The 25,498-nt window shown below is 65.2% G+C and carries 24 protein-coding genes; 19 read left to right on the top strand and 5 right to left on the bottom strand.

The window, feature by feature from the left end:
* Positions 1–116 precede the first annotated feature (116 nt).
* From LB553_RS04330 to LB553_RS04320, 3 genes are all read left to right on the top strand, one after another.
* On the top strand, positions 117–815 hold the full coding sequence (locus LB553_RS04330) for a 50S ribosomal protein L21 (RefSeq protein ID WP_224510966.1): 699 nt from the start codon (positions 117–119) through the stop codon (positions 813–815).
* Between the two features lie 115 nt (positions 816–930).
* Positions 931–1,200, top strand: coding sequence for a 50S ribosomal protein L27 (gene rpmA / locus LB553_RS04325; protein WP_095767205.1), 270 nt, complete (start codon positions 931–933; stop codon positions 1,198–1,200).
* A gap of 126 nt (positions 1,201–1,326) precedes the next feature.
* Positions 1,327–1,914, top strand: a complete 588-nt coding sequence (locus LB553_RS04320; protein WP_224510964.1) for a GNAT family N-acetyltransferase — start codon at positions 1,327–1,329, stop codon at positions 1,912–1,914.
* 184 nt (positions 1,915–2,098) lie between these two features.
* On the opposite strand, the gene LB553_RS04315 is transcribed toward LB553_RS04320, so the two are convergent.
* Positions 2,099–2,962, bottom strand: a complete 864-nt coding sequence (locus tag LB553_RS04315; protein ID WP_224510962.1) for an endonuclease/exonuclease/phosphatase family protein — start codon at positions 2,960–2,962, stop codon at positions 2,099–2,101.
* A 141-nt stretch (positions 2,963–3,103) separates the two neighbouring features.
* Between LB553_RS04315 and obgE the strand changes: the two genes are divergently transcribed.
* The 5 genes from obgE (at position 3,104) to LB553_RS04290 (ending at position 8,857) form a co-directional block, all read left to right on the top strand.
* A complete protein-coding gene (gene obgE, locus LB553_RS04310; protein WP_224510961.1) occupies positions 3,104–4,132 on the top strand; it encodes a GTPase ObgE in 1,029 nt (342 codons plus the stop codon).
* A gap of 5 nt (positions 4,133–4,137) precedes the next feature.
* Positions 4,138–5,277: a glutamate 5-kinase gene (proB, locus tag LB553_RS04305; protein WP_224510960.1), complete on the top strand. Its 1,140-nt coding sequence runs from the start codon at positions 4,138–4,140 to the stop codon at positions 5,275–5,277.
* 78 nt (positions 5,278–5,355) lie between these two features.
* On the top strand, positions 5,356–6,642 hold the full coding sequence (locus tag LB553_RS04300; protein ID WP_224510959.1) for a glutamate-5-semialdehyde dehydrogenase: 1,287 nt from the start codon (positions 5,356–5,358) through the stop codon (positions 6,640–6,642).
* Between the two features lie 247 nt (positions 6,643–6,889).
* Complete coding sequence (locus LB553_RS04295) at positions 6,890–7,477, top strand: nicotinate-nucleotide adenylyltransferase (RefSeq protein WP_224510999.1); 588 nt, start codon at positions 6,890–6,892, stop codon at positions 7,475–7,477.
* A 93-nt stretch (positions 7,478–7,570) separates the two neighbouring features.
* Entirely contained in the window at positions 7,571–8,857 is a 1,287-nt protein-coding gene (locus LB553_RS04290) for an MFS transporter (RefSeq protein ID WP_224510958.1), read from the top strand.
* 20 nt (positions 8,858–8,877) lie between these two features.
* On the opposite strand, the gene LB553_RS04285 is transcribed toward LB553_RS04290, so the two are convergent.
* A complete protein-coding gene (locus LB553_RS04285) occupies positions 8,878–9,729 on the bottom strand; it encodes a mechanosensitive ion channel family protein (RefSeq protein ID WP_224510957.1) in 852 nt (283 codons plus the stop codon).
* A 245-nt stretch (positions 9,730–9,974) separates the two neighbouring features.
* Here LB553_RS04285 and rsfS point away from each other — a divergent pair, with 245 nt between their 5' ends.
* The 10 genes from rsfS (at position 9,975) to LB553_RS04235 (ending at position 19,422) form a co-directional block, all read left to right on the top strand.
* Positions 9,975–10,352: a ribosome silencing factor gene (gene rsfS, locus LB553_RS04280; RefSeq protein WP_224510956.1), complete on the top strand. Its 378-nt coding sequence runs from the start codon at positions 9,975–9,977 to the stop codon at positions 10,350–10,352.
* Between the two features lie 60 nt (positions 10,353–10,412).
* A complete protein-coding gene (gene rlmH / locus LB553_RS04275) occupies positions 10,413–10,895 on the top strand; it encodes a 23S rRNA (pseudouridine(1915)-N(3))-methyltransferase RlmH (protein ID WP_224510955.1) in 483 nt (160 codons plus the stop codon).
* Positions 10,896–11,097: 202 nt separating this feature from the next.
* On the top strand, positions 11,098–12,432 hold the full coding sequence (locus LB553_RS04270) for a murein hydrolase activator EnvC family protein (RefSeq protein WP_224510953.1): 1,335 nt from the start codon (positions 11,098–11,100) through the stop codon (positions 12,430–12,432).
* A gap of 1 nt (position 12,433) precedes the next feature.
* Positions 12,434–13,765, top strand: a complete 1,332-nt coding sequence (locus LB553_RS04265; RefSeq protein ID WP_224510950.1) for a S41 family peptidase — start codon at positions 12,434–12,436, stop codon at positions 13,763–13,765.
* Between the two features lie 181 nt (positions 13,766–13,946).
* Positions 13,947–15,137: a divergent polysaccharide deacetylase family protein gene (locus LB553_RS04260; protein WP_224510948.1), complete on the top strand. Its 1,191-nt coding sequence runs from the start codon at positions 13,947–13,949 to the stop codon at positions 15,135–15,137.
* 49 nt (positions 15,138–15,186) lie between these two features.
* Positions 15,187–15,702, top strand: coding sequence for an RNA pyrophosphohydrolase (locus LB553_RS04255; RefSeq protein ID WP_263483916.1), 516 nt, complete (start codon positions 15,187–15,189; stop codon positions 15,700–15,702).
* A gap of 64 nt (positions 15,703–15,766) precedes the next feature.
* Positions 15,767–16,918: an alanine racemase gene (gene alr, locus LB553_RS04250; protein WP_224510946.1), complete on the top strand. Its 1,152-nt coding sequence runs from the start codon at positions 15,767–15,769 to the stop codon at positions 16,916–16,918.
* A 272-nt stretch (positions 16,919–17,190) separates the two neighbouring features.
* Positions 17,191–17,604, top strand: coding sequence for a nucleoside diphosphate kinase regulator (rnk, locus tag LB553_RS04245; protein WP_224510944.1), 414 nt, complete (start codon positions 17,191–17,193; stop codon positions 17,602–17,604).
* The gene (locus LB553_RS04240; protein ID WP_224510942.1) at positions 17,601–18,137 is read left to right on the top strand and encodes a nucleoside-diphosphate kinase; all 537 of its coding nucleotides are present in this window, start codon (positions 17,601–17,603) and stop codon (positions 18,135–18,137) included. The genes rnk and LB553_RS04240 overlap by 4 nt, the downstream gene beginning before the upstream one ends.
* Before the next feature lie 22 nt (positions 18,138–18,159).
* Entirely contained in the window at positions 18,160–19,422 is a 1,263-nt protein-coding gene (locus tag LB553_RS04235; RefSeq protein ID WP_224510941.1) for a D-amino acid dehydrogenase, read from the top strand.
* A gap of 230 nt (positions 19,423–19,652) precedes the next feature.
* Here LB553_RS04235 and LB553_RS04230 read toward each other — a convergent pair whose 3' ends face one another.
* The 3 genes from LB553_RS04230 to LB553_RS04220 form a co-directional block, all read right to left on the bottom strand.
* Complete coding sequence (locus LB553_RS04230; RefSeq protein WP_224510939.1) at positions 19,653–21,815, bottom strand: phospholipase D-like domain-containing protein; 2,163 nt, start codon at positions 21,813–21,815, stop codon at positions 19,653–19,655.
* The gene (locus LB553_RS04225; RefSeq protein WP_224510937.1) at positions 21,812–22,252 is read right to left on the bottom strand and encodes a hypothetical protein; all 441 of its coding nucleotides are present in this window, start codon (positions 22,250–22,252) and stop codon (positions 21,812–21,814) included. The genes LB553_RS04230 and LB553_RS04225 overlap by 4 nt, the downstream gene beginning before the upstream one ends.
* Positions 22,253–22,617: 365 nt before the next feature.
* Positions 22,618–23,499, bottom strand: a complete 882-nt coding sequence (locus tag LB553_RS04220; RefSeq protein ID WP_224510935.1) for a LysR family transcriptional regulator — start codon at positions 23,497–23,499, stop codon at positions 22,618–22,620.
* Between the two features lie 364 nt (positions 23,500–23,863).
* Here LB553_RS04220 and LB553_RS04215 point away from each other — a divergent pair, with 364 nt between their 5' ends.
* Complete coding sequence (locus tag LB553_RS04215) at positions 23,864–25,360, top strand: CoA-acylating methylmalonate-semialdehyde dehydrogenase (protein WP_224510933.1); 1,497 nt, start codon at positions 23,864–23,866, stop codon at positions 25,358–25,360.
* Positions 25,361–25,498 lie beyond the last annotated feature (138 nt).

Here is a 25,498-nt window from a genome sequence, read left to right as displayed (position 1 = left end):
ATTCGGCGTGGAGGCTCTTCCGCGCCGCTTGTTTTTTGAACCCGCAGACTGACAAAAAGACGGCCGAACCGCCCGAGGCGGTTCATCGAGGCCGACCGAACAGCGAAAGGCAAAAAATGTTCGCAGTCATCAAAACGGGCGGCAAGCAGTATCGCGTCGCCGCCAACGATCTCCTGAAGATCGAGAAACTCGAAGCCAAGGTCGGCGATATCGTCGAGATCGGCAATGTGCTCGCGCATGGCGAGGGCGAGAATGTCACCTTCGGCGCGCCGTTCGTCGATGGCGCTCTGGTCACGGCGGAAGTCGTCGAGCAGGGCAAGAACCGCACCGTCATCGCTTTCAAGAAGCGCCGCCGCCAGAATTCGCGCCGCAAGATCGGCCACCGCCAGCTTTTGACCACCGTCAGGATCGCCGAGATCCTGCTGGGCGGCGCCAAGCCGTCGAAGAAGGCCGCCGCCAAGGCAGAGGCCAAGGCCCCCGAAGCCAAGGCGGAAGTCGCCGCCGAGGCAAAGGCCGAAGCCGCTCCGAAGGAGGCCAAGGCCAAGAAGGAGCCCAAGTCTGACGCCGCTTCCGGCGAAGAGGCAAAGGCCGCGCCGCTGTTCAAGGCGCCGAAGGGCGAGCCGGATGACCTGACCGTGATCAAGGGCATCGGCCCGGTCGCGGCGAAGGACCTCGCCGAACAGGGCATCGTCACCTTCGCGCAGCTCGCCAAGCTCACCGACAAGGATGTCGCCAAGATCGACGAGCACATGCCGTTTAGCGCCGACCAGATCAAGGACTGGCGCGAGCAGGCCAAGGAACTGGCGAAGAAGTAAGGCAGGTTGAAATAAGATGGCCCGGCGACAATCGTCGCCGGTGCGCACTTGAAACGGAACGCGAACGCGTTCATAAGACCATTCAAGCGCCTCAGGGCGCATCGGAGTTAGTCAAATGGCACACAAGAAAGCTGGCGGTTCGTCGCGCAACGGTCGCGATTCGCACTCCAAGCGTCTCGGCGTGAAGAAGTTCGGCGGCGAAGCCGTCATCGCCGGCAACATCATCATTCGTCAGCGCGGCACGCAATGGCATCCGGGCACCAATGTTGGCATGGGCACGGACCACACCCTTTTTGCGCTCGAAGCCGGCGCAGTCACCTTCAACAAGAAAGCCAACGGCCGAACCTACGTATCGGTGAACCCGATTACCAAAGCAGCGGAGTAGCCGGTTCCGCACCATAACACCGGCGCCCATCTCGGGAACCGGTGTCTGGCCAGGCCAGGAAAAGGATCAGGAGAGATGGGTTTGCCCTCTCTCCTTTTTCATTTTTTCTTGCCCTGGAGGACTAAAATGGTTGCCGAAGCGGAAGACTCCGAAGACGAAAGTTACGCGATCGATTGCCCGGTGCTGGCCACCGAGCGTCTGGCCATGCGCGCCCCGCGCGAGAGCGATCTGGAGCAACTCGTCACGCTGGCCGACAACCGGCATGTCGCCGAAATGCTGGCCCGCATGCCGCATCCTTATGGCGAAGCCGAGGGCCGGACCTTCCTCGCCATGGCGGCGTCGCGCCGCGCCGGCATTGTCTATGCCCTGACGCTCAAGGATACCGGCACCTTCGTCGGCTGCGCCGGGCTCAACACCACCGATCGCGGCCTGGAACTGGGCTACTGGATCGGCGAGCCTTACTGGAAGCGCGGCTATGCCACCGAGGCCGCGCACGTCCTGGTCGACCTCGCCTTCCAGCGGACCTCGATCCAGGTGCTGCATGCCTCGACAAGGGTGATCAATCCGGCCTCGCGCCGGGTCATCCACAAATGCGGCTTCCAGTATGCCGGCCAGGGCATGCTGAACTCGATCGTCGCGGGCCAGGTGCCGGTCGAGCGCTACAGGCTCGACAGGAAGACCTGGACGAGCCTGAGGAATTGGATTCATTTTTGACGATTGCTTCACAGGGCTGGGCAAGCGCCCCCTCACCCGGATTGCCAACCGAATCGCAAAGGGCAATTCGGGGCAATCCGACCTCTCCCCAAGGGGAGAGGAGCCGGTAAGCGCCGGCGCCAATCTCGTCTGCCTTCGGGGAGAAGGTGGCCGCGTAGCGGCCGGATGAGGGGGAGTTCAGAATTCAGCCCAGCTCGGCCCAGAGCGGCAGGTGGTCGGAGCCGACGGCGTCCCGGTCGGACCATAGACGCTTCAGCGATCTGGCCAGCGAGGCGCTGGTGAAGATGTAATCGATGCGTTTGTGGCGGCTTTTGTCGTCGGGGCGGTCGGGGTCGACCCAGGTGACGAGGTCGGCGACGGCAAGGCGCTGGGCGACGTCGACGGCAAGATCGGCGGTCAGCGGCATGCCGAACTCATGGTCCGGGCGGCCGGCGAGTTCGACATATTCGGGCGAGCCCGGCAGCATGTTGAAGTCGCCCATGACGATGAAGGCTTCCGGATAGGGCAGATCCGGCAGGCCGATCTCGGGAATGCCTGACAGGCCGCCGCCTTCGAGCGCATAGTTCAAGAGGCGCTGGCGCAGGAAGCGGATTTGGCTCTGGCGCTCGACCGGGCTGCGGTGGTCGAGATGGGTGGAGTAGAAGCGGATGAAGCCGAGCGGCGTCTCGATCAGCGCTTCGAGCGCGCCGCGCTGGAAATTCATGGCCTCGAGGCTGCGGCTGCGCGGCAAAAGGAGATTGCGCGACAGATGAATGGGCGTCTTCGACAGCACCATGTTGCCGAGCTGGAAGGAAGTCGAGATGGCGCGGCCGTTCGCCAGGCGCGAGCCGATATTGACCTCGAAATTGCTGCCGTAGGCGGCAAAATAATCGGGCAGCGCCTCGCTGATCTCGGCCACCATGTCGCGGTCGCCGTTGCGCGGGTTGTTGCGGGTCACTTCCTGCAGCGCGACCACGTCGGCGCCGCGCACGGCGTCGGCGATGCGCCCGACATCGTATTTGCGGTCGAGGCCAATGCCGTACTGGATGTTGTAGGAAACGATCTTCATTCCCGCGCCCTTTCGCCCCTGCCAGTGCTACCGCGTGCCCGCCGAAAGGGCATCCGGCGCTTTAGTCGCAATTCGGCCTCGCCCTCGGCCCTGCCTTGGTTTAGAGCAATCCCGCAAGTGCAATAGCAGAAACTTGAAACGATGAAATTTCTCGATCAAGCCAAGGTTTACATCCGTTCCGGCGACGGCGGCGCCGGTTCGGTGTCGTTCAGGCGCGAAAAATTCATCGAGTTCGGCGGACCGGACGGCGGCGACGGCGGCCGCGGCGGCGATGTCTGGGTGGAAGCGGTCGACGGGCTGAACACACTGATCGACTATCGCTACCAGCAGCACTTCAAGGCCAAGACCGGCACGCACGGCATGGGCCGCAACATGACCGGCGCCAAGGGCGCCGACGTGACGCTGAAAGTGCCGGCCGGCACACAGATATTTGCCGAGGACAATGAGACGCTGATCTGCGACCTGACCGTGGTCGGCCAGCGCTTCCTGCTGGCCAAGGGCGGCAATGGCGGCTTCGGCAACCAGCACTTCAAGACCTCAACCAACCAGGCCCCGCGGCGCGCCAATCCCGGGCAGCCGGGCGAGGAGCTCAGCATCTGGCTCCGGCTCAAGCTGATCGCCGACGCCGGCCTGGTCGGCATGCCCAATGCCGGCAAATCGACCTTCCTTGCCGCCGTTACCGCGGCCAAGCCGAAGATCGCCGACTATCCGTTCACCACGCTCTATCCCGGCCTCGGCGTCGCCCGCATTGACGGCCGCGAATTCGTGCTCGCCGACATTCCCGGCCTGATCGAGGGCGCGCATGAGGGGGTGGGCATCGGCGACCGTTTCCTCGGCCATGTCGAGCGCACCCGCGTGCTGCTTCATCTGGTCTCCGCGCAGGAGGAAAATCCCGGCAAGGCCTATAAGACGGTGCGCGCCGAGCTCGAAGCCTACGGCCATGGTCTCGCCGAGAAAGCCGAGATCGTCGCGCTCAGCCAGGTCGATATTCTCGACCCGGACGCCCGCAAGAAGAAGACTGCCTCACTGAAGCGCGCCGCCGGCCGCGCGCCGATGCTGGTCTCGGCCGTCACCGGCGAAGGCGTCGAGGCGGTGCTGCGCGCGCTGATGGCGGTCGTGGCCGAATCGCGCGACGCCGTTGCGGCTCCCGTCGAGACGCGCTGGCAGTAAGGCCCATGAAATCGCTGAAATCATACCGGCGCATCACCGTGAAGATCGGTTCGGCGCTGCTCGTCGACCGCGCGACAGGCTTGAAGCGCGACTGGCTGACCTCACTTGCCGACGATATCGCGGTGCTTGCCGAGGCCGGCGCGGAAGTGCTCGTCGTCTCCTCCGGTGCGATCGCGCTCGGTCGCACCATTCTCGGCCTCGGCAAGCGCGCGCTGAAGCTCGAGGAGAGCCAGGCGGCGGCCGCCGTCGGCCAGATCGCGCTGGCCGGCGCCTGGTCGGATGCGCTTGGCAAGGACGGACTGAAATCGGGCCAGATCCTTTTGACGCTCGGTGATACGGAGGAACGCCGCCGCTACCTCAACGCGCGCGCGACGATCTCGACGCTGCTCAAGATGAAGGCGGTGCCGGTCATCAACGAGAACGACACGGTTGCGACCTCCGAAATCCGCTACGGCGACAATGACCGGCTGGCGGCGCGGGTGGCGACGATGATGGGCGCCGACCTGCTGGTGCTGCTTTCCGATATCGACGGCCTCTACACGGCGCCGCCGGCCAAGGATCCGCAGGCGAAATTCATCCCGGTCGTCGACCGCATCACGCCGGATATCGAGGCGATGGCGGGAGCCGCGGCCTCAGAGCTGTCGCGCGGCGGCATGCGCACGAAGCTCGACGCCGGCAAGATCGCCAATGCCGCCGGCACCGCCATGATCATCACGTCAGGCACCAGGCTGTCGCCGCTGATGGCGATCGAGCGCGGCGAGCGCGCGACCTTCTTCAAGCCGAGCGCCAATCCGGTGAAGGGCTACAAGACCTGGATCGCCGGGCAGCTCGAGCCGGCCGGCCGGCTCACGGTGGATGCCGGCGCCGTCGGGGCGTTGAAATCCGGAAAGTCGCTGCTGGCTGCCGGCGTCAAGCTGGTCAGCGGCAATTTCTCGCGCGGCGACACGGTGGCGATCCTGTCGCCCGAGGGCCGCGAGATCGCGCGCGGGCTGGTTGCCTACGATGCCGCCGATGCCGTAAGGATCGCTGGCCTGAAGACGGCCGAGATCGAAAACGTGCTCGGTTACGAGGCGCGTTCGGCGATGATCCATCGCGACGACCTTGTGGTAAACCTTGCCGGCGACCAAGTATTGGCCGACGACTAGAGCAATTCCGGGAAAAGTGCGAAGCGGTATTCCGTTCGGGATTGCGTGGAACAGAGAGCTGGGGCGGAGGGATGATCCATGCTGAAGCTGCATGAAAAATCCGGCGAAGACACCGTGGCGCTGATGGCCGATATCGGCCGCCGCGCCCGCGCCGCCGCCCGACCGTTGGCTGTCGCTTCCACCAAAGCCAAGAACGCTGCGCTTACTGCGATGGCGGACGCTATCCTGCGCAAGGAGCAAGCGATCCTTGAGGCCAATGCCATCGACATGTCGAACGGCGAGGAGGCCGGGCTGTCCGGTTCCTTCATGGACCGGCTGAAGCTTGACACCTCGCGCATCAAGGCGATGGCCGACGGCATTCGCGAAATCGCCGCGCTCAAGGATCCGGTTGGCGATGTGATTGCTGCATGGGACCGGCCGAACGGGCTTCATATCGAGCGCGTGCGCACGCCGCTCGGCGTCATCGGCGTCATCTATGAAAGCCGGCCAAATGTAACGGCGGATGCCGGCGCGCTTTGCCTCAAGGCGGGCAATCCGGTGATCCTGCGCGGCGGCTCGGACTCGCTCAATTCGTCGGCCGCGATCCATGCCTGCATGGTCGAGGGTCTGAAGGCCGCCGGTCTGCCTGAGGATGCCATCCAGCTGGTGCCGACCACCGACCGCGCCGCCGTCGGCGAGATGCTGAAAGGTCTCGGCGGCAATCTCGAGGTCATCATTCCGCGCGGCGGCAAAAGCCTGGTCGGGCGCGTGCAGAACGAGGCGCGGGTGCCGGTCTTCGCGCATCTGGAAGGCATCTGCCATCTCTATATCGACCGCTCGGCCGATCTCGACATGGCGGTCAAGATCGCGGTCAACGCCAAGATGCGGCGCACAGGCGTTTGCGGCGCCGCCGAGACCTTGCTGGTCGACCGCGCTTTGGCCTCCACGCATCTGTTGCCGATCCTGGAGGCGCTGCGTGCGGCCGGCTGCGAGATCCATGCCGATACCGAGGTGATGAAAGCTTTCGCCGACGCCAGCCCGGCGACCGATGCCGACTGGGTGACGGAATATCTCGACGCCATCATTGCGGTGAAGCTGGTCGACGGCGTCGCCGGCGCGATCGAGCATATCGAGACCTTCTCGTCGCACCACACCGAGGCGATCATCGCCGAGGACGCGCAAGCGGTCGAAAAATTCTTCAACGAGATCGACTCGGCGATCCTGCTGCACAATGCCTCGACACAGTTCGCCGATGGCGGCGAGTTCGGCATGGGCGCCGAGATCGGCATCGCCACCGGCAAGATGCATGCGCGCGGGCCGGTTGGCGTCGAGCAGCTCACCTCGTTCAAATACCGCGTGCGCGGATCGGGACAGGTGAGGCCTTGACGCTTGCCGCTAGAGTGTGAGCCTTTGCGCCAAGGCCCCCCCCTCTGGCCTGCCGGCCATCTCCCCCTCAAGGGGGGAGATTGGCTGTTTCGTCGATGGCGCTCTGCTTGCAACGTTGGCGATTGGCGAAAGCATAGGCAACATCTGATCTCCCCCCTTGAGGGGGAGATGCCCGGCAGGGCAGAGGGGGGCGCCTAGCACCATGCTCTCCCAACCTGAACAGCAGGTATCCGCCCGCTACCTCCGCATGCCGCACGCCGCCAGGGGCCTGACCGTCGGGCTGTTCGGCGGCTCGTTCAATCCACCGCATGCCGGCCATGCGCTGGTTGCCGAGATCGCGCTGAGAAGGCTCGCGCTCGACCAGCTGTGGTGGATGGTGACGCCCGGCAATCCGCTGAAAAACGCGCGGGAACTGGCGCCGCTCGCCGAGCGTATCGAGCTGTCCGAAAAGATCGCCAGGAATCCGAAGATCAAGGTCACCGCCTTCGAGGCGGCGCAGCATGTGCGCTACACCGCCGACACGCTCGCTCTGGTCAAGGCGCGCAATCCGGGGGTCGATTTCGTCTGGATCATGGGCGCGGATAGTTTGCGCGACTTCCACCGCTGGCAGCGCTGGCGCGAGATCGTGCTGACCTTCCCGATCGCGGTCATCGATCGCCCGGGCGCCACGCTCTCCTTCCTGTCGTCGGTGGTCGCCAAGACCTTCGACTATGCCCGCATCGACGAGGGCGACGCGCCGCTGCTTGCCCGCATGCAGGCGCCGGCCTGGACCTTCATCCACGGTCCGCGTTCGTCGCTCTCCTCCACCGCGATCCGCAAGGCGGCGGAGGGGTAGGCGCCCTCCTTCTCCCGCAAGGGGGGAAGGGAAGTCCGGCCATGTCGCTTTTACGGCGGCTTTTCCCACACCGATCAGCCAAGCTGCACAAGCATGCTGAAGCAGAACCCCACCGCGACCGATCCTAGCCGTACCGTGCAATCGGCGCCGCTGATCGCCATTGCCAGTGTCATCGTGTCGATGGCGCTGATCGCGATCGGCAATGGGCTGATGTTCGCCTATATCCCGGTGCGTCTCGGCGCCGACGGGTTCGACCCGACCTGGGCCGGGCTGATCGTCACCGGGCTTTCGGCCGGCGGGCTGGCCGGCTGTATCCTGACCGGGCCGCTGGTCAGGCGCGTCGGGCACGCCCGCGCCTTCATGGTGCTGTCGGCGCTGATCGCTCTTTCCAACGCCGCGATCGGCGCCGGGCCGATCCCGCTGCTGTGGATCGCTGCGCGAGCGCTCTACGGCTTCGCCATTTGCGGGCTGTTCATCGTCGCGCAGAGCTGGCTGAACGACGCCTTGCCCAATTCGATCCGCGGCCGGGTCATGGCGGTGTTCTACGTCGCCTATATCGCCGGGCTGGGCGTCGGCTACGCGACGCTCGCCGCGGTCGACATCCATACGGCCGCGGCGGCGCTGATCGGCATCACCTTCACCGCGCTTTCCATCCTGCCGGTCGGCATGACGCGGCTCGCCCAGCCGCCGGCCCCGCAGGCCGCATCGGTGGCGCTGCGTCGCGCCTGGCGCATCTCGCCGGTCGGCGTCGCCGGCATGCTCGCCGTCGGCGGCCTGTCGATGATCGTTTCCGGCTTCGCGCCGATCCATGCCACCGCCAAGGGCTACAGCCAGGCCGATGTGGCGCTGCTGTTGTCGGCAATGCCGGTCGGCACGCTGATCCTGCAGATACCTCTCGGCTGGATTTCCGACCGCACCGACAGGCGCTACGTGCTGGCGGGCGCGGCGGCGCTCGCGACCGTCGCCAGCGTGCTTGCCATCGTCTTCGACGGCGGCGCGCTGACGGTGCTGGTGGTGATTTATCTCCTCTGGGACGGTGCGGCGGAATCGATCTATGCGCTTTCCAGCGCGCATGCCGCCGACCGTGCTGCCAAGGACGAGCTTCTGGCGCTGTCGAGCTCGATGCTGTTTGCCTGGTCGCTTGCGGGCTTCATCGTGCCGGGTCTCGTCACCGCGCTTTCCGCCGTCTTCGGCACCGCGACCTTCATCTATGTCGGCATCGTGATTGCATCGGCCTTCTGCCTGTTCGTGCTGTGGCGCGTGATGGCGGGACGGCCGACGCCTGCGCCCATAAGCGGCAGTTTCGCGCCGATGTCGGCGCAGACGCCCTTGCCGGTGGAGCTTGCCTTCGCTCCGGACGAGACGGCAGCCAAGCACTGATCCGGGAAGCACCGATCGGGCTACTGCTTGCGTGCTTCCGGCGCCGGCACCTCCGGCGGCGGCAGCGGGATCGAGATGCCTTCGCTGTCGAAAGCCTGCTTGGCGCGCTTGGTCATGTCGATCTGGGTCGAGAAGTAGTCGGCGGCCGATGTCCAGTAGCGCAAGGTTAGCGAAACCGTCGCGTCGCCGAGACCGGCCACGAAGGCGATCGGCGCCGGTTCGCGGCGGATGCGCTTTTCGGCGCCGGCGATGGCAAGCAGTGTCTTTTGCGCACGGTCGATATCGTTCCACGAGCCGATGCTCAAGGTGATGTCGGCGCGCCGCACGCCGTTGCGGGTGAAATTGCGTACCGGCTGGTTCCACAGCGTGGAGTTGGGCGCCAGTATGTAGACGCCTTCGACGGTGCGCAGCTTGGTGGCGAACAGGCCGATCTCCTCCACCTTGCCGGCAATCGAGCCGACCTCGACATTTTCGCCGATGCGAAAGGGTCTCAGCGCCAGAAGCATGATGCCGGCGGCGATGTTCTGCAGCGTGCCCTGCAGCGCCAGCCCGATGGCCAGGCCGGCAGCGCCGATGGCGGCGATGATTGAGGCCGTCTGCACGCCGAACTGGCCGAGCACCATGATGACGACGAGGATCAGGATGGCGTAGCGCACGACCTGCGAGAAGAAATGCCGCAACGTCTCATCGAAGCCGTGGATATGGCCGAGGCCGGCATAGATCGAGCGCTCGGCAAGCCCGGCGACGAGATAGCCGACAACCAGGAGTATGACGGCGCCGACGGCCGAGAAGGAATAGGAGACAATCAGCGTGCTCAGCTGCGCAAGCCCGGCCTGAATGGTCAGCAATGCGCTTTGCGGGTCGGTGGGCATGGCGGGGATTCCGTTGGTCGGTGCGCCGATAACCCATGCGCCCGGGATCGGTTCCGCCTTTTGCAGCGTCGCGGAAGACCTCCTGGACCATTGCGTGGAGATCACACTTTCGGAGCGGTCGTCTTGAAACTGCAATGCAACTCTGCCTATCTAAGTGGTGTCACCTGATTTGCATGGGTGATTTGGTTGTTCTTGTTGGGAAAGGAAACACACTGAGAACAGCACTGCGGAAGAAGGCTGACATCATGCCTTCGCCGGCCGGGATCAGCGGAAACGACGCTGCGTTCCTCGCCATCGACACAGTCCTTGCCAGTCTGGAAGACTCCAAGGCCGAAAACATCGTCTCAATCGACATCCAGGGAAAATCGAGCCTCGGCGACTATATGGTCATCGCCTCGGGTCGGTCGCACCGTCATGTCTCGGCTGTCGCCGATCATCTCCTCAAGGCGCTGAAGGATGCCGGCCTCGGCAACGCGCGCGTCGAGGGGCTGGCCAGTGCCGACTGGGTCCTCATCGATTCGGGCGACATCATCGTCCATGTCTTCCGCCCCGAAGTCCGCGAATTCTACAATCTCGAAAAGATGTGGCAGGCGCCGGACCTGGAGGAAGAGACCTTGCACTGAGCCTTAATCCGCGTGCCGTGAACCGTCACGGTACGCATTAGGAAGCTTGCCGGGGCGAGGATGAAGATCACCGTTCATGCCGTGGGCCGGATGAAGACCGGCCCCGAGAGAGAACTCGCCGAGCGCTATTTCGAGCGCTTCGCCAAGAGCGGGCCCGCGGTCGGGCTGGAGTTTGCCGGCATTGTCGAGGTCCCCGAGAGCCGCGGACAGAGCGCCGCCGAGCGCCGCCGCGAGGAAGCCGAGAAGCTGCAGGCGCAGTTGCAGGCCGGTACCGTTCTCATACTGCTCGACGAACGCGGCAAGTCGGTTTCGTCGGAAGACCTGGCCACCCGCATCGGCCAGTTGCGCGACGGCGGCCGCAAGGCGCTGGTCGTCGCCATCGGCGGCGCCGACGGCCATGACAAATCCTTGCGCGAGCAGGCGGACCTGGTGCTGTCCTTCGGCGCGCTGACCTGGCCGCACCAGCTGGTGCGCGTCATGCTGGGCGAGCAGCTTTACCGGATTGCGACGATCCTGGCGGGGCACCCGTATCATCGTTCGTGAATGGCTCGACGGCCAAGAAGCTGGGAATTGCCGGCCCGCGCCAGAATTTCTGCCTCAATCGCGCGGCAACGGGGTATTTCTGTTTTACGCAATTCCGGACGGAAAACCGTTACGTTACGCACTTTTCCTGGAATTGCTCTGAGCGGCGCTTCCAACATGGTTGATGGTTCGTTAACGAAGCGGTGGATAGATTAGAGGCCTGATGTCTGAAGGCTGGACTTCGATTACGCGCACCTGGCGCAGCCGCTGCGGCTTGACGCTTGCCGTCGCCCTGGTCGCGCTCGGGCCGGTTCGGGCGACCGAGAACGCGCTCGACCTCGCGCCAGATCCGGATCAAAGCCGCGCCGAGTACGAGCAGGTTTCCAAGGAAATCACGCTCTCGTCGGAGCGGCTGGCCAAGCTCGCCGCCGACATCGCTTCGGTGCGGAAGGACTATGCCTCGATCACCGCAGCCCTCATCCAGTCGGCGATGACGGAGCAGAAGCTCGGCCAGGACATTGAGGATATCGGCGCCAAGCTCGAAGGGCTGAAGGCCGAGCAAAGTAAGCTGCGGGCCTCGCTCATGGCGCGGCGCGACGTGCTGGCCGAAGTGCTGGGGGCCCTGCAGCGCATGGGGCTCAATCCGCCGCCGGCGATCCTGGTCAAGCCCGAGGATGCGCTGTCGTCGGTGCGCAGCGCCATCCTGCTCGGCGCGGTGGTGCCGGAATTGCGCCAGCAGACCGACCGGCTGATGGCCGATCTCAAGGAGCAGACGCGTGTGACGGCCTCGATCGAGGCCGAGCGGGCCAGGCTCACCACCGCCGTCACCGACCAGACGGCGGAGAAGAAGCGGCTCACCATGCTGCTCGAAGCCAAGAAGAAGCTGCAGGCCGACACCCAGGCCGCGATGGCGGCAGAGCAGCAGCATTCGCGGCAGCTGGCGGCGAAGGCGAGCAGCCTCAAGGACCTGATCGCCTCGCTGGAGGCCGACAAGGCGCGCAAGGCGCAGGACCAGGCCAAGGCGGGCGAGCGCAAATCAACCGACTCCGACACAACGGCCTCGACCACCGAGCTCGCCGCGCTGCCGGTGCCGGAGGCGAACCGCCTCACGGGATCGGCGCCGTTCTCGGCATTGCAAGGCCAGATCGCGCTGCCGGTCATCGGCAAGATCAAACTGCGTTTCGGCGCCGACGACGGCAATGGCGCGGCGATGCAAGGCGACATGGTTGCGACACAATCGGGAGCCATCGTCACCGCGCCGGCAGATGGAAACGTGCTTTATGCGGGGCCGTTTCGCTCCTATGGTCAACTCTTGATCCTCAATGCGGGCGACGGGTATCATGTCGTTCTGGCGGGGATGAGCAGAATCAGCGTCGCGACCGGACAGTCGGTGCTCGCAGGAGAGCCGATCGGCGCGATGGGAGAGGCTCGGGTGGCAAGCACCTCGGCCTCGCGGAATGGAAATGCGACACCGGAACTCTATGTAGAGTTCCGCAAGGATGGAAAACCCGTCGATCCGGCCCCATGGTGGGCGGATCGATTCTCTGGAAGGACGTGAAATGATGCGGAAACTGTCGCTTCTGTTTGCCGGCGCGCTGATGGGCGCATCGGCAATGAGCCTGGTCTACGGCGCACCGGGTTCGGCGGCGAATGCTGCGGGTTCGGAAACCTACAAGCAGCTGGCGATCTTCGGCGACATCTTCGAGCGCGTGCGCGCGAATTATGTGACGCCGCCGGACGACAAGTCGCTCGTCGAGAATGCCATCAATGGCATGCTGTCCTCGCTCGACCCGCACTCCTCCTATATGAACGCCGAGCAGGCGCAGGACATGCGCGTGCAGACCAAGGGCGAGTTCGGCGGCCTCGGCATCGAGGTCACCATGGAGAACGACCTTGTCAAGGTGATCACGCCGATCGACGACACGCCGGCCGCCAAGGCGGGTGTGCTGTCGGGCGACTACATCGCCAAGATCGACGGCGAGGAGGTTCGCGGCCTCACCCTCAACGACGCCGTCGAGAAGATGCGTGGGCCCGTCAACACGCCGATCAAGCTCACCATCCTGCGCCAGGGCGCCGACAAGCCGATCGAGCTGACGGTGGTGCGCGACATCATCAAGGTCAAGGCGGTGAAGTACCGGGTCGAGAACGACATCGGCTATATGAAGATCACCTCCTTCACCGAGAAGACCTATGACGATCTCGAGAATGCCATCGAGAACATCAAGAAGCAGGTGCCGAACGACAAGCTGAAGGGCTATGTGCTCGACCTGCGGCTCAATCCGGGCGGCCTGCTCGACCAGGCGGTCAGCGTGTCGGACGCCTTCCTCAAGCGCGGCGAGATCGTCTCGACGCGCGGCCGCGATCCGAAGGACGTCACCCGCTTCGATGCCAAGCCGAAGCAGGTCGACGACATCAACGGCAAGCCGATGATCGTGCTGATCAATGGCGGTTCGGCGAGCGCCTCGGAAATCGTCGCCGGCGCGCTGCAGGACCTGCGCCGCGTCACGGTGGTCGGCACGCAGTCCTTCGGCAAGGGCTCGGTGCAGACCATCATTCCGCTCGGCGAGAACGGCGCGCTCCGGCTCACGACGGCGCTCTATTACACGCCGTCGGGCAAGTCGATCCAGGGCAAGGGCATCACGCCCGACATCAAGGTCGATCAGCCGCTGCCGCCGGATCTCCAGGGCCGCGACCTGACTCGTGGCGAATCCGACCTCAAGGGCCACATCAAGGGCGCCGACGAGAGTTCCACCGGCTCGGGCTCGGCAGCCTATGTGCCGCCGGATCCGAAGAACGACCTGCAGCTGATCTATGCCGAGCAGCTTCTGCGCGGCGAGAAGACCGATCCGTCGTTCCCGCCGAACCCGGACAAGGCTGTGCTGAACCAGTAATGCGGTCCGGCTCTGGCCGGCTGCTCGAAGCAATGCAATGCTGCCGGGGCCGCGAGGTTCCGGCAGTTTGATTCGGGGACTGCGGTTGGGGCGCTACGCGTGTGGGGTATCGCGCCAGCGATTGTGAAGCTTACGCGAGATGTCACGAAAAAGTGACCCTGACGTGCTCCGGGGAAACGACTTGGCTGAGATCGGCAAGGACATCGAACGCCCGCTCGGACAGACGCTCCGGCCTCAGCGCAAGGCTTCGCGTGGCATCGGCTCCGGCTCGCTCGCCGCTGTGCTGGCCGTACTTGGCGTGATCGGTGTTTCCGGCGCTATTGCGCTGCGTGAAAGGCCGTTCCGCAAGCCGGAAGAAGCGGCCGTGTCGACGCCGAAGGTCACGGCTGAGCCTGCTCCTGCGGCGGCAGCGGCGCCAGCGCCCGCGCCGGTTTCGGCTGCGACACAGGCCAGTACGCCGATGAAGAGCGGCAGGCCGCAGATCATCCACGTCCAGACCGAGGAGGGCGACGGCCCGCCGAAGGCCGCGATCGTCATCCGCGATCCCGCGACGCTCGGCCAGAATCTCAAGGTCGCCCATATCCCGGACAGGGCGCTGATCGAGGCCAGCGATACCGGTCCGCTGCCGATCCGCAGCGCCGACGGCCGGCGGCCGTTCGATGTCTATGCGCGGCCATGGTCCGGCGCGCGCGGGGCACGGGTGGCGATCGTCATCGGCGGGCTTGCCGTCTCGCAGACCGGGACGCAAGCCGCGATCGCCAAGCTGCCGGCCGAAGTGACGCTGGCCTTCGCGCCGCAAGGCAACAGCATCGGCCGCTGGATGCAGGCGGCAAGGCAGAGCGGGCATGAGATCGTCATGCAGGTGCCGCTCGAGCCGTTCGATTATCCCAACGTCAATCCGGGCCGCAACACGCTGACGGTGTCGGCCAGCCCGGAGGAGAACCTGAAGAGCCTGCACTGGGCGCTGTCGCGCACGACAAACTACACCGGGGTCATGAACTATATGGGCGCGCGTTTCTCGGCCGACGCTGCGGCGATGGAACCGTTCATGGCCGAGCTTGGCAAGCGGGGGCTTGCCTATATCGACGACGGGTCTTCCGCGCGCAGCGTTGCGCCTGAGCTTGCCTTGAAGGACGGCGTTCCCTTCATCGCCGGCGACATGGCGATCGATGCCGTGCAGGACCGCGGCGAAATCCTGAAGAAGCTGGACAGCTTGGAAGCAACGGCGCGGGCCAAGGGCAGCGCGGTAGGCATCGGTTCGGCTTTCGACATCACCGTCGACACGGTGACGTCCTGGATTGCCGAAGCGAAGAAGCGAGGCATCGAGATCGTGCCGATCTCGGCGGTGGCCATCGATCCGCAAAAGAGATAACGCTCTCCCGCCTTGCCGCAGTCAATTCTCAAAACGGCTGGAAATCCTTATGGTCAAGAAGATCGATCCCGAAACGCTGCCTTACCGTCCGTGCGTCGGGCTGATGATCCTCAACAAAGCCGGCCTGGTCTGGGTTGGGCACCGCATCGCCGAACCGGACAGCGAGTTCGCCGGCACGACGCAGCTTTGGCAGATGCCGCAGGGCGGCATCGACAAGGGCGAAGAGCCGATCGAGGCCGCCGGGCGCGAGCTCTACGAGGAGACCGGCATGCGCAGCGTGTCGTTGATGGCCGAGGCGCCGCACTGGATCAATTACGACCTGCCGCCGCATCTGGTCGGCGTCGCCTTCAAGGGCCGCTATCGCGGCCAGACGCAGAAATGGTTCGCCTACCGCTTCGAGGGCGATGAAAGCGAGATCGCGATCAACCCGCCGCCCGGTGGCCACACGGCCGAATTCGATGAATGGGCGTGGCGACCGATGCGGGAGCTGCCAGACCTAATCGTGCCGTTCAAGCGCAAGGTCTATGAGCAAGTGGTGGCGGCGTTTGAGCACCTAGCCATATAGCCACCCGGTTGTCGCCGCGGCGCCGTGATCGTATTGATTGCCGATGCAATGAGCGGGGGTCGCCATGAACGACGACACCGGACGCGGGTTTCCGGCACATGATGCAAACATTGGTTCTGCGGTCAGCGAGGTGGCCGCGGGCGCGGTCCTGACGATCGACCTCGGGGCCATCCGCGAGAACTACCGCCGGCTGAAGGCGCGGCTGGGCGGCGTCCGCTGTGCCGGCGTGCTCAAGGCCAACGGTTATGGTATCGGCGCCTCCCAAGTGGCGTCGGCGCTGGTGAAAGAGGGCTGCGACATCTTCTTCGTTGCGCTGCTCGGCGAGGGCATCGCGCTGCGCGAGGCGATCGGGCCAGGGCCCGAGATCTTCGTGCTGAACGGGCTGCCGCCCGGCTCGGAACCGGAAGCCGTGGCGGCCGGGCTTTGCCCGGTCATCAACAGTGTTAGACAGTTGAAGGCCTGGCGCGAGACCGCGCGGGGCATGGGCCAGGGCCTGCCTGCCGCCGTCCAGGTCGACAGCGGCATGGCCAGGCTCGGCATGGCGCCGGCGGAAGTCGAGGCGGTCGCGGGGGAGGCGGGCGCATTCCACGGCATCGACATCCGATATGTGATGAGCCATCTCGCCCGCGCCGACGAGCCGCAACAGGCGGCGAACGAGAGGCAGCGGCGCGAATTCGAACGGCTGCGCAAGATGCTGCCAGCGGCGCCAGCCTCCCTAGCCAACTCGTCCGGCATCTTTCTCGGACCGGCCTATCATTACGACCTTGCCCGACCGGGGGCCGCGCTCTACGGCGTCAACCCGACGCCGCACGCGCCCAACCCGATGCTGCCGGTCATACGGCTGCAGGCCAAGGTGGCGCAGACGCGGCAGGTCGGCGCCGGCGCCGGCATCGGCTATGGCCATACCCATCATGCGGACGGGCCGCTCAGGCTGGCGACCATTTCGCTGGGCTATGGCGACGGCTGGCCCCGGCGCGCCGCTTCGGCCGCCTGGTTCGAGGGCGTGCGGCTGCCCTTCGTCGGGCGCGTGTCGATGGATTCGATCATTCTCGACGTCTCGGCGCTTCCCGCCGGCCGGCTCGGCGAAGGCGACCTCGTGGAGCTCATCGGCCCGTCGCAAAGCGTCGATGAAGCGGCCGGCCATGCCGGCACCATCGGCTACGAGATATTGACCAGCCTGGGTGCGCGCTTTCACCGCCGCTACATCGGGGTTTGAGGCAGGCGCCTTTGCTTGACAAGCCGGGGCTTCTCGGCAAGGGTCGGGGCATGAGCAACCTCGCTTATACCAAAACCTGCTTCAGGGTTTGCCCCATCGCGGGAGCGTAGCCCCGGCGTGGCCGCCAATGCCGGCGGACGCGTGAACCGGGGCGTTTAATTCCAGACATTGTCGTCGAGCCGAGGCCCTTTGCGGTCCGGTTTTGTTCGCCGCCTTGGACGTGGCGGCTTGCGCGCATTCGGAAACCGATGCGCCAGCACATGAGGTATGCCATGCATGCAGCAACGCAATCGCGTTCGCGAAACACCATCCTTGTCAGCACGGCGGATCACGACCGGTTGAGCAGTCTCGCAAGGGCCTTTCTCGAGCGTACGCCCGAAATGGCCGAGGACCTGCTTGCCGAGATGGATCGCGCTAGGGTCGCAAACGAGGCGGCAATGCCCGCCGACGTGGTGCGGATGGGCTCGACCCTGACGCTTCAGGACCCGGAAGGAAGCCTTCAGACGGTGACGCTGGTCTATCCGGCGGAGGCCGACATTGCCGAAAGACGCATATCGGTGCTGACGCCGCTTGGAACCGCGCTGATCGGCGCGCGGGCCGGACGTACGGTTTCCTGGCGCAGCCGCGACAGCCGGGTTCTCTCGGCAACGATCCACGCCGTCGAACAAGCCGGGAGGGCGTCATGACCAGGACCCGCTACCGCCTCACCGCCAAGGACTTCTCGGTGATCGAGGCGATGCTGATGCGCCGTCGCGCGTTCGCCGATCCGGTCACGCCGATGCTAGAGCGCAAGCTCGCCGACAGCCGCGTCGTTGCGACGGGGGCTGTCGAGCCCGACCTTGCCACGCTCAATAGCCGGGTGATTTTCCGGGTCGGCGGCGGTTCATCGCAAACGCGCACGCTGGTGCAGGCCGAAGCATCCGCTCCCGTTGGCTCCGGCCTGCCGGTCGCCTCGTGGCTCGGCCTCTGCCTGCTTGGCATGAGGGCGGGCCAATCGGCGTTGGCCGAGCGGCCCGACGGCCCTGCCGAGGAGGTGCTTCTCGAGGATGTGGCCTATCAGCCGGAGGCCGCGCTGCGATCGGCCCGGGATCGCACCGCCGAGCACCGTCGCCCCATTCTCAAGCTGGTCCACAGCGTGCCTGCCGCTGATTGGCCCCTTGGCGGGCGCGGCAGAATCCGGCAGACAGGCGGAGACGATCCGGGCCCCTCGGCGGCATGATCGGCTTTTGAGGGAGCATAGAATGAAAGTCATCGTGCTGGGCGGCGGCGTGATCGGGGTCACCACCGCCTACTTCCTCGCCGAGGCCGGCCACGAAGTGACCGTCTATGATCGCCAGCCGGGGCCGGCGCTCGAAACCAGCTTCGCCAATGCCGGGGAAGTGTCGCCGGGCTATGCCTCGCCCTGGGCCGGTCCGGGCATCCCGATCAAAGCCGTCAAATGGCTGTTGATGAAATATGGCCCACTGGTGGTGCGGCCGGCTTTCGATCCGAATATGTGGAGCTGGCTCCTCAAGATGCTGCGCAACTGCACGGCCGAACGCTATGCGCTCAACAAGTCGCGCATGGTGCCGCTTGCCGAATACAGCCGCGACACGCTGAAGGCGCTGCGCGAGGCGACCGGCATCACTTACGACGAACGGACCAAAGGCACGCTGCAGCTCTTCCGCAAGCAGAAGCAGCTCGACGGCACCGACGGCGATGTCGAGGTGCTGAAGAAATATGGCGTTCCCTACGAGATCCTCGACCGCGACGGCTGTGTCGCCGCCGAGCCGGCGCTTGCGGCGGTGCGTGAGAAATTCGTCGGCGGCCTCAGGCTTCCGGGCGACGAGACCGGCGACTGCAAGATGTTCACCGACAAGCTCGCCGAGCTCTGCGTGGCGCGCGGCGCCACCTTCGAATACGGCTCGACCATCCGGCGCATCGTCAGGAACCGCAACCGCCTCACCAATGTGCTTACGGACGGCGGATGGAGAACGGCGGACGCCTTCGTGATGGCGATGGGCAGCTATTCGGCGCAATTCATGCGCTCGCTGGGGCGCCCGATTCCGGTCTATCCGGTGAAGGGCTATTCGATCACGGTGCCGATCACCAATGCCGACGCCGCGCCTGTGTCGACGGTCATGGACGAGACCTACAAGGTGGCGATCACGCGGCTCGGCGACCGCATCCGCGTCGGCGGCACGGCGGAGATTTCGGGTTACGATCTTCGCCTTCATGAATCGCGGCGCCGCACGCTGGAACATTCGGTCGGCGACCTCTTTCCCGGAGGCGGCGACCTCAAGGCGGCGAGCTTCTGGTGCGGCTTGCGGCCGATGACGCCGGACGGACCGCCCTTGGTCGGACTGAGCGAGGTTGCCAATCTCTACCTCAATACCGGCCACGGCACGCTCGGCTGGACCATGGCCTGCGGTTCGGCCAAGGTGCTGGCCGACATCATGTCCAACCGGGTGCCGGAGATCAACGCGCGCGACCTGAGCCCGGAACGGTATCTGAAACCCATTTAAGGTGCGCTGATGTTCAGGTGAGGCCGGCCTGCAAATGCCGATCTCCTACGCTGCCGGTGCTCACGTACTTCAAGTACGCTCCGCTCCGGCCTACGCCGGCCGAAGCCCTCATCAGGGTCTCCGCTCTATGAAGGCTACGGCCGGCGTAGGGCGGTTCTCGGAAATCGTCATTTCCGACTCGGCCTGATCTGAATCTCAACACACCTTAATTCATGTCGAGCGGTTCGCGATCAGAACGCCTGCCTGACCCAACTGTCGCTGAACAGCAGCCGGTAGGCCCAGCCGATCGTGACATTGCTGTCGACCGGGCGCGAATGGGCGAGGTAATCCTCATAGACCGGCTTCATGCGGCGGTAGAAGGCCGGATCGAGCACGACCATGCCGTTCTCCGAGTCATGGAAGAAGCTGCGGTTGTTGAGATTGACCGAGGAGATTGCGACCAACCTCTCGTCGATCATCATGATCTTGGAATGCAAGACGACATCCGGCGCCTTGAACTCGCGGATGTTGATGCGGTCGCCATATTTCTCGACGAACAACTTGTTGAGAGCGGTGAGGAACCGGCCGCCAATATCGCCCTTGAGGTCGATGCGGCCGACCACATCGATCTTGACGCCCCTGGCCAGCGCCCGGTCGAAGGCGCGAGCGATATCGGGCGTCAGGTTGAGGTAGGGATTAACGATCTCGATGCGATGCTCGGCGGTGTCGATCAGTTCGACGAAATAGGCCTCCAGCGCGTGCCCGTCCTCATAGGGCACGGAAATGAAATGCCGCGCTACGCCGCGCGGGGCCGCGCCGGAACGGACCGGAACGGAGAACGGCCGCGACAAATTGGTGTCGGCATCGCGCAGCCAGACGGTCGACAGATGGGCGGCCAGCGTCTCGACGGTCGCCGGGTCGGCGATCTCGATGTCGAAGTCGCTCCAGTTGGAGTAGTAGTTCAGCGAGAAGCCGTCGGTCCTGCCATATTGTTCCAGCTCTGGATAGCGGGTCAGGTCGACCGGTTTGTGGAACAGAAAACCGTCATGGATGTTGCGGCCGCCGATGATGACGCGCGAGCGACCGGGCTGCTCGGCCAGCGTCGCCAGCATCTTGATGTGGTGGGTCTTGTGCAGTTGGGAGAACTGCTCGTCGAATGGCGCGCCGTGATCGGCTTGCCAGCGATATTCCTGCAACTCGACATTGGGGAATTCGGATGCCAGCCGGTGCAGCATGGCGTCGTCCTTATCCCGCTCCAGCACGTCGGTGACCAGGATGCGCACCTTGGTGCCAAGTGCCGCGTGATGGCGGATCAGCCGCTCCATGATACGGCCGGAGAAGTCTGCCTTGAACTCCAGCGACGACAGATAGATCAGCCTGAGCTTCGGCGCGTTGGAGAAATCGAGCGGCAGCTCGGGGTCCGCCCTGTCGAAGGCCCTGTCCGGCAGCGTCCTGCCGAGCAGGGCTTCGACCTTGGCATTGAAGCCGTCGCGCGATTTGCGCAGCAGGGTCGGCGACCCCAATGGCAGCGCACAGGTCTGCGAAAGCCAGCGGCCGGCATAGAAGGCGCGGTCGAGCTCCTCCATACCCGCCGGATCGGGCACCGGACATCGGTCGTAGCGGCTGTCGAGCCTCGCGATCCAGGGATCGGCGCTCTCCTCCCGCAGCAGGATCAGCGGCGCGCCGGCCGGTGCCAGGGTCGAGGTGACGCGAAGATCGCAGCGGGTCACCGCCTGGTCCGGAAACAGGCTGACCGAGGTCTCGTCGGCCGGCAGGCTGAGATGGAGTGGCGCGGCCTTGGCTACCGTGATGGATCGGCCCGATGCGCGGATCGCGAGCGAGCCGTTGCAGGTGCCGCCGACTTCGATAGGCTGCTGACCTGCCTGGCGCAGCACGATCTCGACCGAACGCGCCTCGAGGCCCGAGAAGCTGAAGGTCTTGGGCGCCAAGGGCCGCGCGGCGGCGTCGAGATAGAGCGTCTGCCGCGACACGCGCCAGCGGCCGGTGAAGCTGCCCTCGCCCGGCCTGCCCTGCGCCGGCGCGAGCTCAGTGTCGTCGAGCGGTCTGGCCAACCGCTGCAGCAATGGATAGGTCGCATGGAAGCCGCTGTTCTGGACGTCGCGCCAGTCGCGGCCGAAGCGGCCTGTGCCGTTGGCGCGGTCGAGCGCATGGAGGCGGCTTTGCGCGAGCAGTGCCTGGAACTGTTTCTCGTAGGCGCTGTTGCCGTCGTTCGCGAAATAATGCGCCTCGGCTATCTCCTCGCCGCCGCTGTCCGCGGAGACAGGCAGGCGGCCGCAGGCGTCGTCGCCCGGAAAGACGGCGCAGGCCGAATGTCCAGGCATGCCGGCGCAACCGGCAAATGCTGCCAGCGCCAACCCAAGCAATGCCTTGGCGACAGTCGACCTGAGGCTCATCCGGCCGCCCCGTTCATGGCCTTGAGCTCGGCAGGATCACGTGGCGGCAGGAAGCCTTGTGGAAAGATCCTGCAGACGGGAAAGGCGAAAGTGGCGATCAGCAGCCCGGCTTCGCTGCGCATCTTGCGCGGCGCCGTCCTGTCGTCGCGTATCTTCCTGGCGGAAGCGACGAGCGCGCCGTCGCAGTCGCAATGATTGTGCCGGGCAATGTAGCAGGCGTCGTGGACTCGGCAGGCGGCATCGAGACGGTCGACCGGCTTGGCCGACAGATCGCCGGTGCGCGTGCCAGGGCCGCAATAATTGCCGATGACGAAAGGCGAGGGGCGCGACATGGCATAGCGGATCGGCTTCGGCAGTTCCGCTTCCGGAACCTTCGTCCAGGGATTGGCGCAGCCCGACAGGAAAAGCAGCGGCAGAATGGCAAGAACGGCTCGCATTTCTCCGCCGGCGTTCCGAAGATTGTCCCCCAGAGCGTTTCACCGTTTCACGGAAAGGCGAACCGCTCTATCTCTTTGTTTGACGCAATTCCAGACGGAAGGCTACGGCGAAGGCGCCGAGCCTAACCGCTCACGCTTTTCCTGGAATTGCTCCAGCATGGCGAAGCGCGCTGGTGCCACAGTCGCCGAATTTGTGGCGCAGGCAAGGCGGCAACGACCAACTGCCTGTGATAGGATTGCCGAAGCGAGGGGACTTTGGGATGCGTCTTTTTCTTTTTGCGGCGGCGCGCAAATGGGCGCCGCTTGCGGATGAGGCCAACAAGATCGTGAGCTCGTTCATGCTCGACGCGGATTAGACAAGCGGATTAGACAAAAAGACCGCGCTCGCGCTCCACCGCCTTGGTGATGAAGTTGGCCACGAGCTGGACGCGGCGCAACGGCCGCACCGATTCATGATAGACCAGCCAATAGGCGCGGCGGATGGGCGCGACGATGTCGACCGGCACCAGCTCCGGCATCGAACGGGCGACGAACGTGTGCAGGATGCCGATGCCCGCGCCGGAGCGCACCGCTTCGGCCTGGCCGAGCGCCGACGAGATGGCGAAGCTGGTGCGCCATTCGGGGCTGAACTCGGCGGCATAGTCAAGCGAGGGGCTGACGATGAGGTCCGGCACATAGCCGATCAGCGTGTGCCGGCCGAGCTCGGCCGGCGCTTTCGGCAGGCCGTTGGCTTCGGCATAGGTGCGGGAGGCGAAGAGGCCGAGCGTGTAATCGACCAGCTTGCCCGCCACCAGCCGCCCTTCGGTCGGCCGCTCGACGGTGATCGCGATATCGGCCTCGCGGCGCGACAGCGAGAAGGAGCGCGGCACCGGCACCAGCTGGATGGTGAGCTCGCGGTGCAGCCCAGTCAGCTCGCCCAGTCGTTTTGCCAGGAAGGCGACGCCAAAGCCGTCAGGCGCGCCGATGCGCACTGTGCCCGAAACGTCGTCGCCCTCGCCGGCAATGACCGAGCGTGCGGCGATCATGTCGCCTTCCATGCGCTCGGCTATGTCGAGGAAGCGCTCGCCGGCCGGCGTCAGTTCGCTGCCGGTGGTCAGACGGCGGAAGAGTTTTGTGCGAAGCGCCTCCTCGAGCGCGGCGATGCGGCGCGAGACGGTGGCGTGGTTGAGCTCCAGGCGCTTGGCCGCACCGAGGATCTGCCCGGCGCGCGCCACGGCGAGGAAGATGCGGACGTCATCCCAGTTCATGGGAGTGATCCGTTTTAACCGGCAGCGCCGCGTTCCTGCCCACCCCCCTCTGTCCTGCCGGACATCTCCCCCGCAAGGGGGGAGATTGGCAGCTTCTTTGATGGCGCTTCTTTTCAATGGTTGGTGATTGGCGAAAGCCCTCGTGGCGTCTGATCTCCCCCCTTGCGGGGGAGATGGCCGGCAGGCCAGAGGGGGGTGTGAAGGAACGCAAGCTTCGGCCTTTTCGGCAATCCGTCATTTGCGGCAATTAATGCACAGCTCGGGATCGTTGTCTATTTTCCGCACAACGGTTGCGATCTTCCTCGCGTTGCCATCGCCGCCGCGAAGGCGGACAATGCGTCATCACCAAACAAGGGAGAGAAGCATGATCGAATACGGTCATTTCATCGGCGGCAAGCGTGTCGCCGGCACCAGCGGGCGCAAGCAGGATGTGATGCAGCCGATGGACGGCTCCGTGCGCGGCACGGTGGCTTTAGCCTCGCAGGCAGAACTGCGCGCCGCGGTCGGGAACGCCATGGCGGCACAGCCGAAATGGGCGGCCACCAACCCGCAGCGCCGCGTGCGCGTGCTGATGAAGTTCCTCGAGCTGGTCCAGCGCGACTATGACGAGCTGGCCGATATCCTGGCGCGCGAGCACGGCAAGACCATCGCCGATGCGCGCGGCGACATCCAGCGCGGCCTCGAAGTGGTCGAGGTCTGCATCGGCGCGCCGCACATGATGAAGGGCGAGTTCACCGATGGCGCCGGCCCCGGCATCGATGTCTATTCGATGCGCCAGCCGCTCGGCGTCGTCGCCGGCATCACCCCGTTCAACTTCCCGGCGATGATCCCGCTGTGGAAGATCGCGCCGGCCATCGCCTGCGGCAACGCCTTCATCCTGAAGCCGTCCGAGCGCGATCCGGGCGTGCCGATCCGCATCGCCGAACTCTTCATCGAGGCCGGGCTGCCTGCCGGTATCCTCAACGTCGTCAATGGCGACAAGGAAGTGGTCGACGCCATCCTCGACGATCCGGGCATCAAGGCGATCGGCTTCGTCGGCTCGACGCCGATTGCCCACTACATCTATTCGCGCGGCACGGCATCGGGCAAGCGCGTGCAGTGCTTCGGCGGCGCCAAGAACCACATGATCATCATGCCCGACGCCGACATGGACCAGACGGTCGATGCGCTCATCGGCGCCGGCTACGGCTCGGCCGGCGAGCGCTGCATGGCGATCTCGGTGGCCGTCCCGGTCGGCAACGACACCGCCAACCGGCTGATGGAAAAGCTGGTGCCGCGCGTCGAAAGCCTGAAGGTCGGCCCCTCGACCGATTCTTCCGCTGATTTCGGCCCGCTGGTGACCGCACAGGCGCTGGAGCGCGTGAAGGGCTATGTCGATATCGGCGTCAAGGAAGGCGCCAAGCTTGTCGTCGACGGCCGCGGCTTCAAGATGCAGGGCTATGAGAACGGCTACTATATGGGCGGCTGCCTGTTCGACAACGTGACCGCGGACATGCGCATCTACAAGGAAGAGATCTTCGGGCCGGTGCTCTCGGTTGTGCGCGCGCCGCGCTATGAGGACGCCATCAAGCTCGCCAACGACCACGAGATGGGCAACGGCGTCGCCATCTTCACCCGCGACGGCGACGCCGCGCGGGATTTCGCCTCCAGAGTCCAGGTCGGCATGGTCGGCATCAACGTGCCGATCCCGGTTCCGATCGCCTATTACACCTTCGGCGGCTGGAAGGCGTCGTCCTTCGGCGACCTCAACCAGCACGGCCCGGACGCGTTCCGCTTCTACACCAAGACTAAGACGGTCACCTCGCGTTGGCCGTCGGGCATCAAGGATGGCGCGGAATTCGTCATCCCGACGATGAACTAGCCCGACGGTTTCCTCGTTTGCGCGTCCTCGCCACTTCGTGGCTGCGGGCGCGCGGCGAGGCCTCAAGGACGGCGCCGAGTTCGTCATCCCGACGATGAACTGACCCCGGACGATTTTCCAAATCAACATTGAGGAGCA

Origin of the sequence: Mesorhizobium sp. CA8, assembly GCF_020164955.1 — a bacterium.
In the GTDB taxonomy this organism is placed as follows: Bacteria; Pseudomonadota; Alphaproteobacteria; order Rhizobiales; family Rhizobiaceae; genus Mesorhizobium.
Note: the sequence above shows the minus strand (reverse complement) of the source record. Positions and strands in the feature narration are given on the sequence as shown.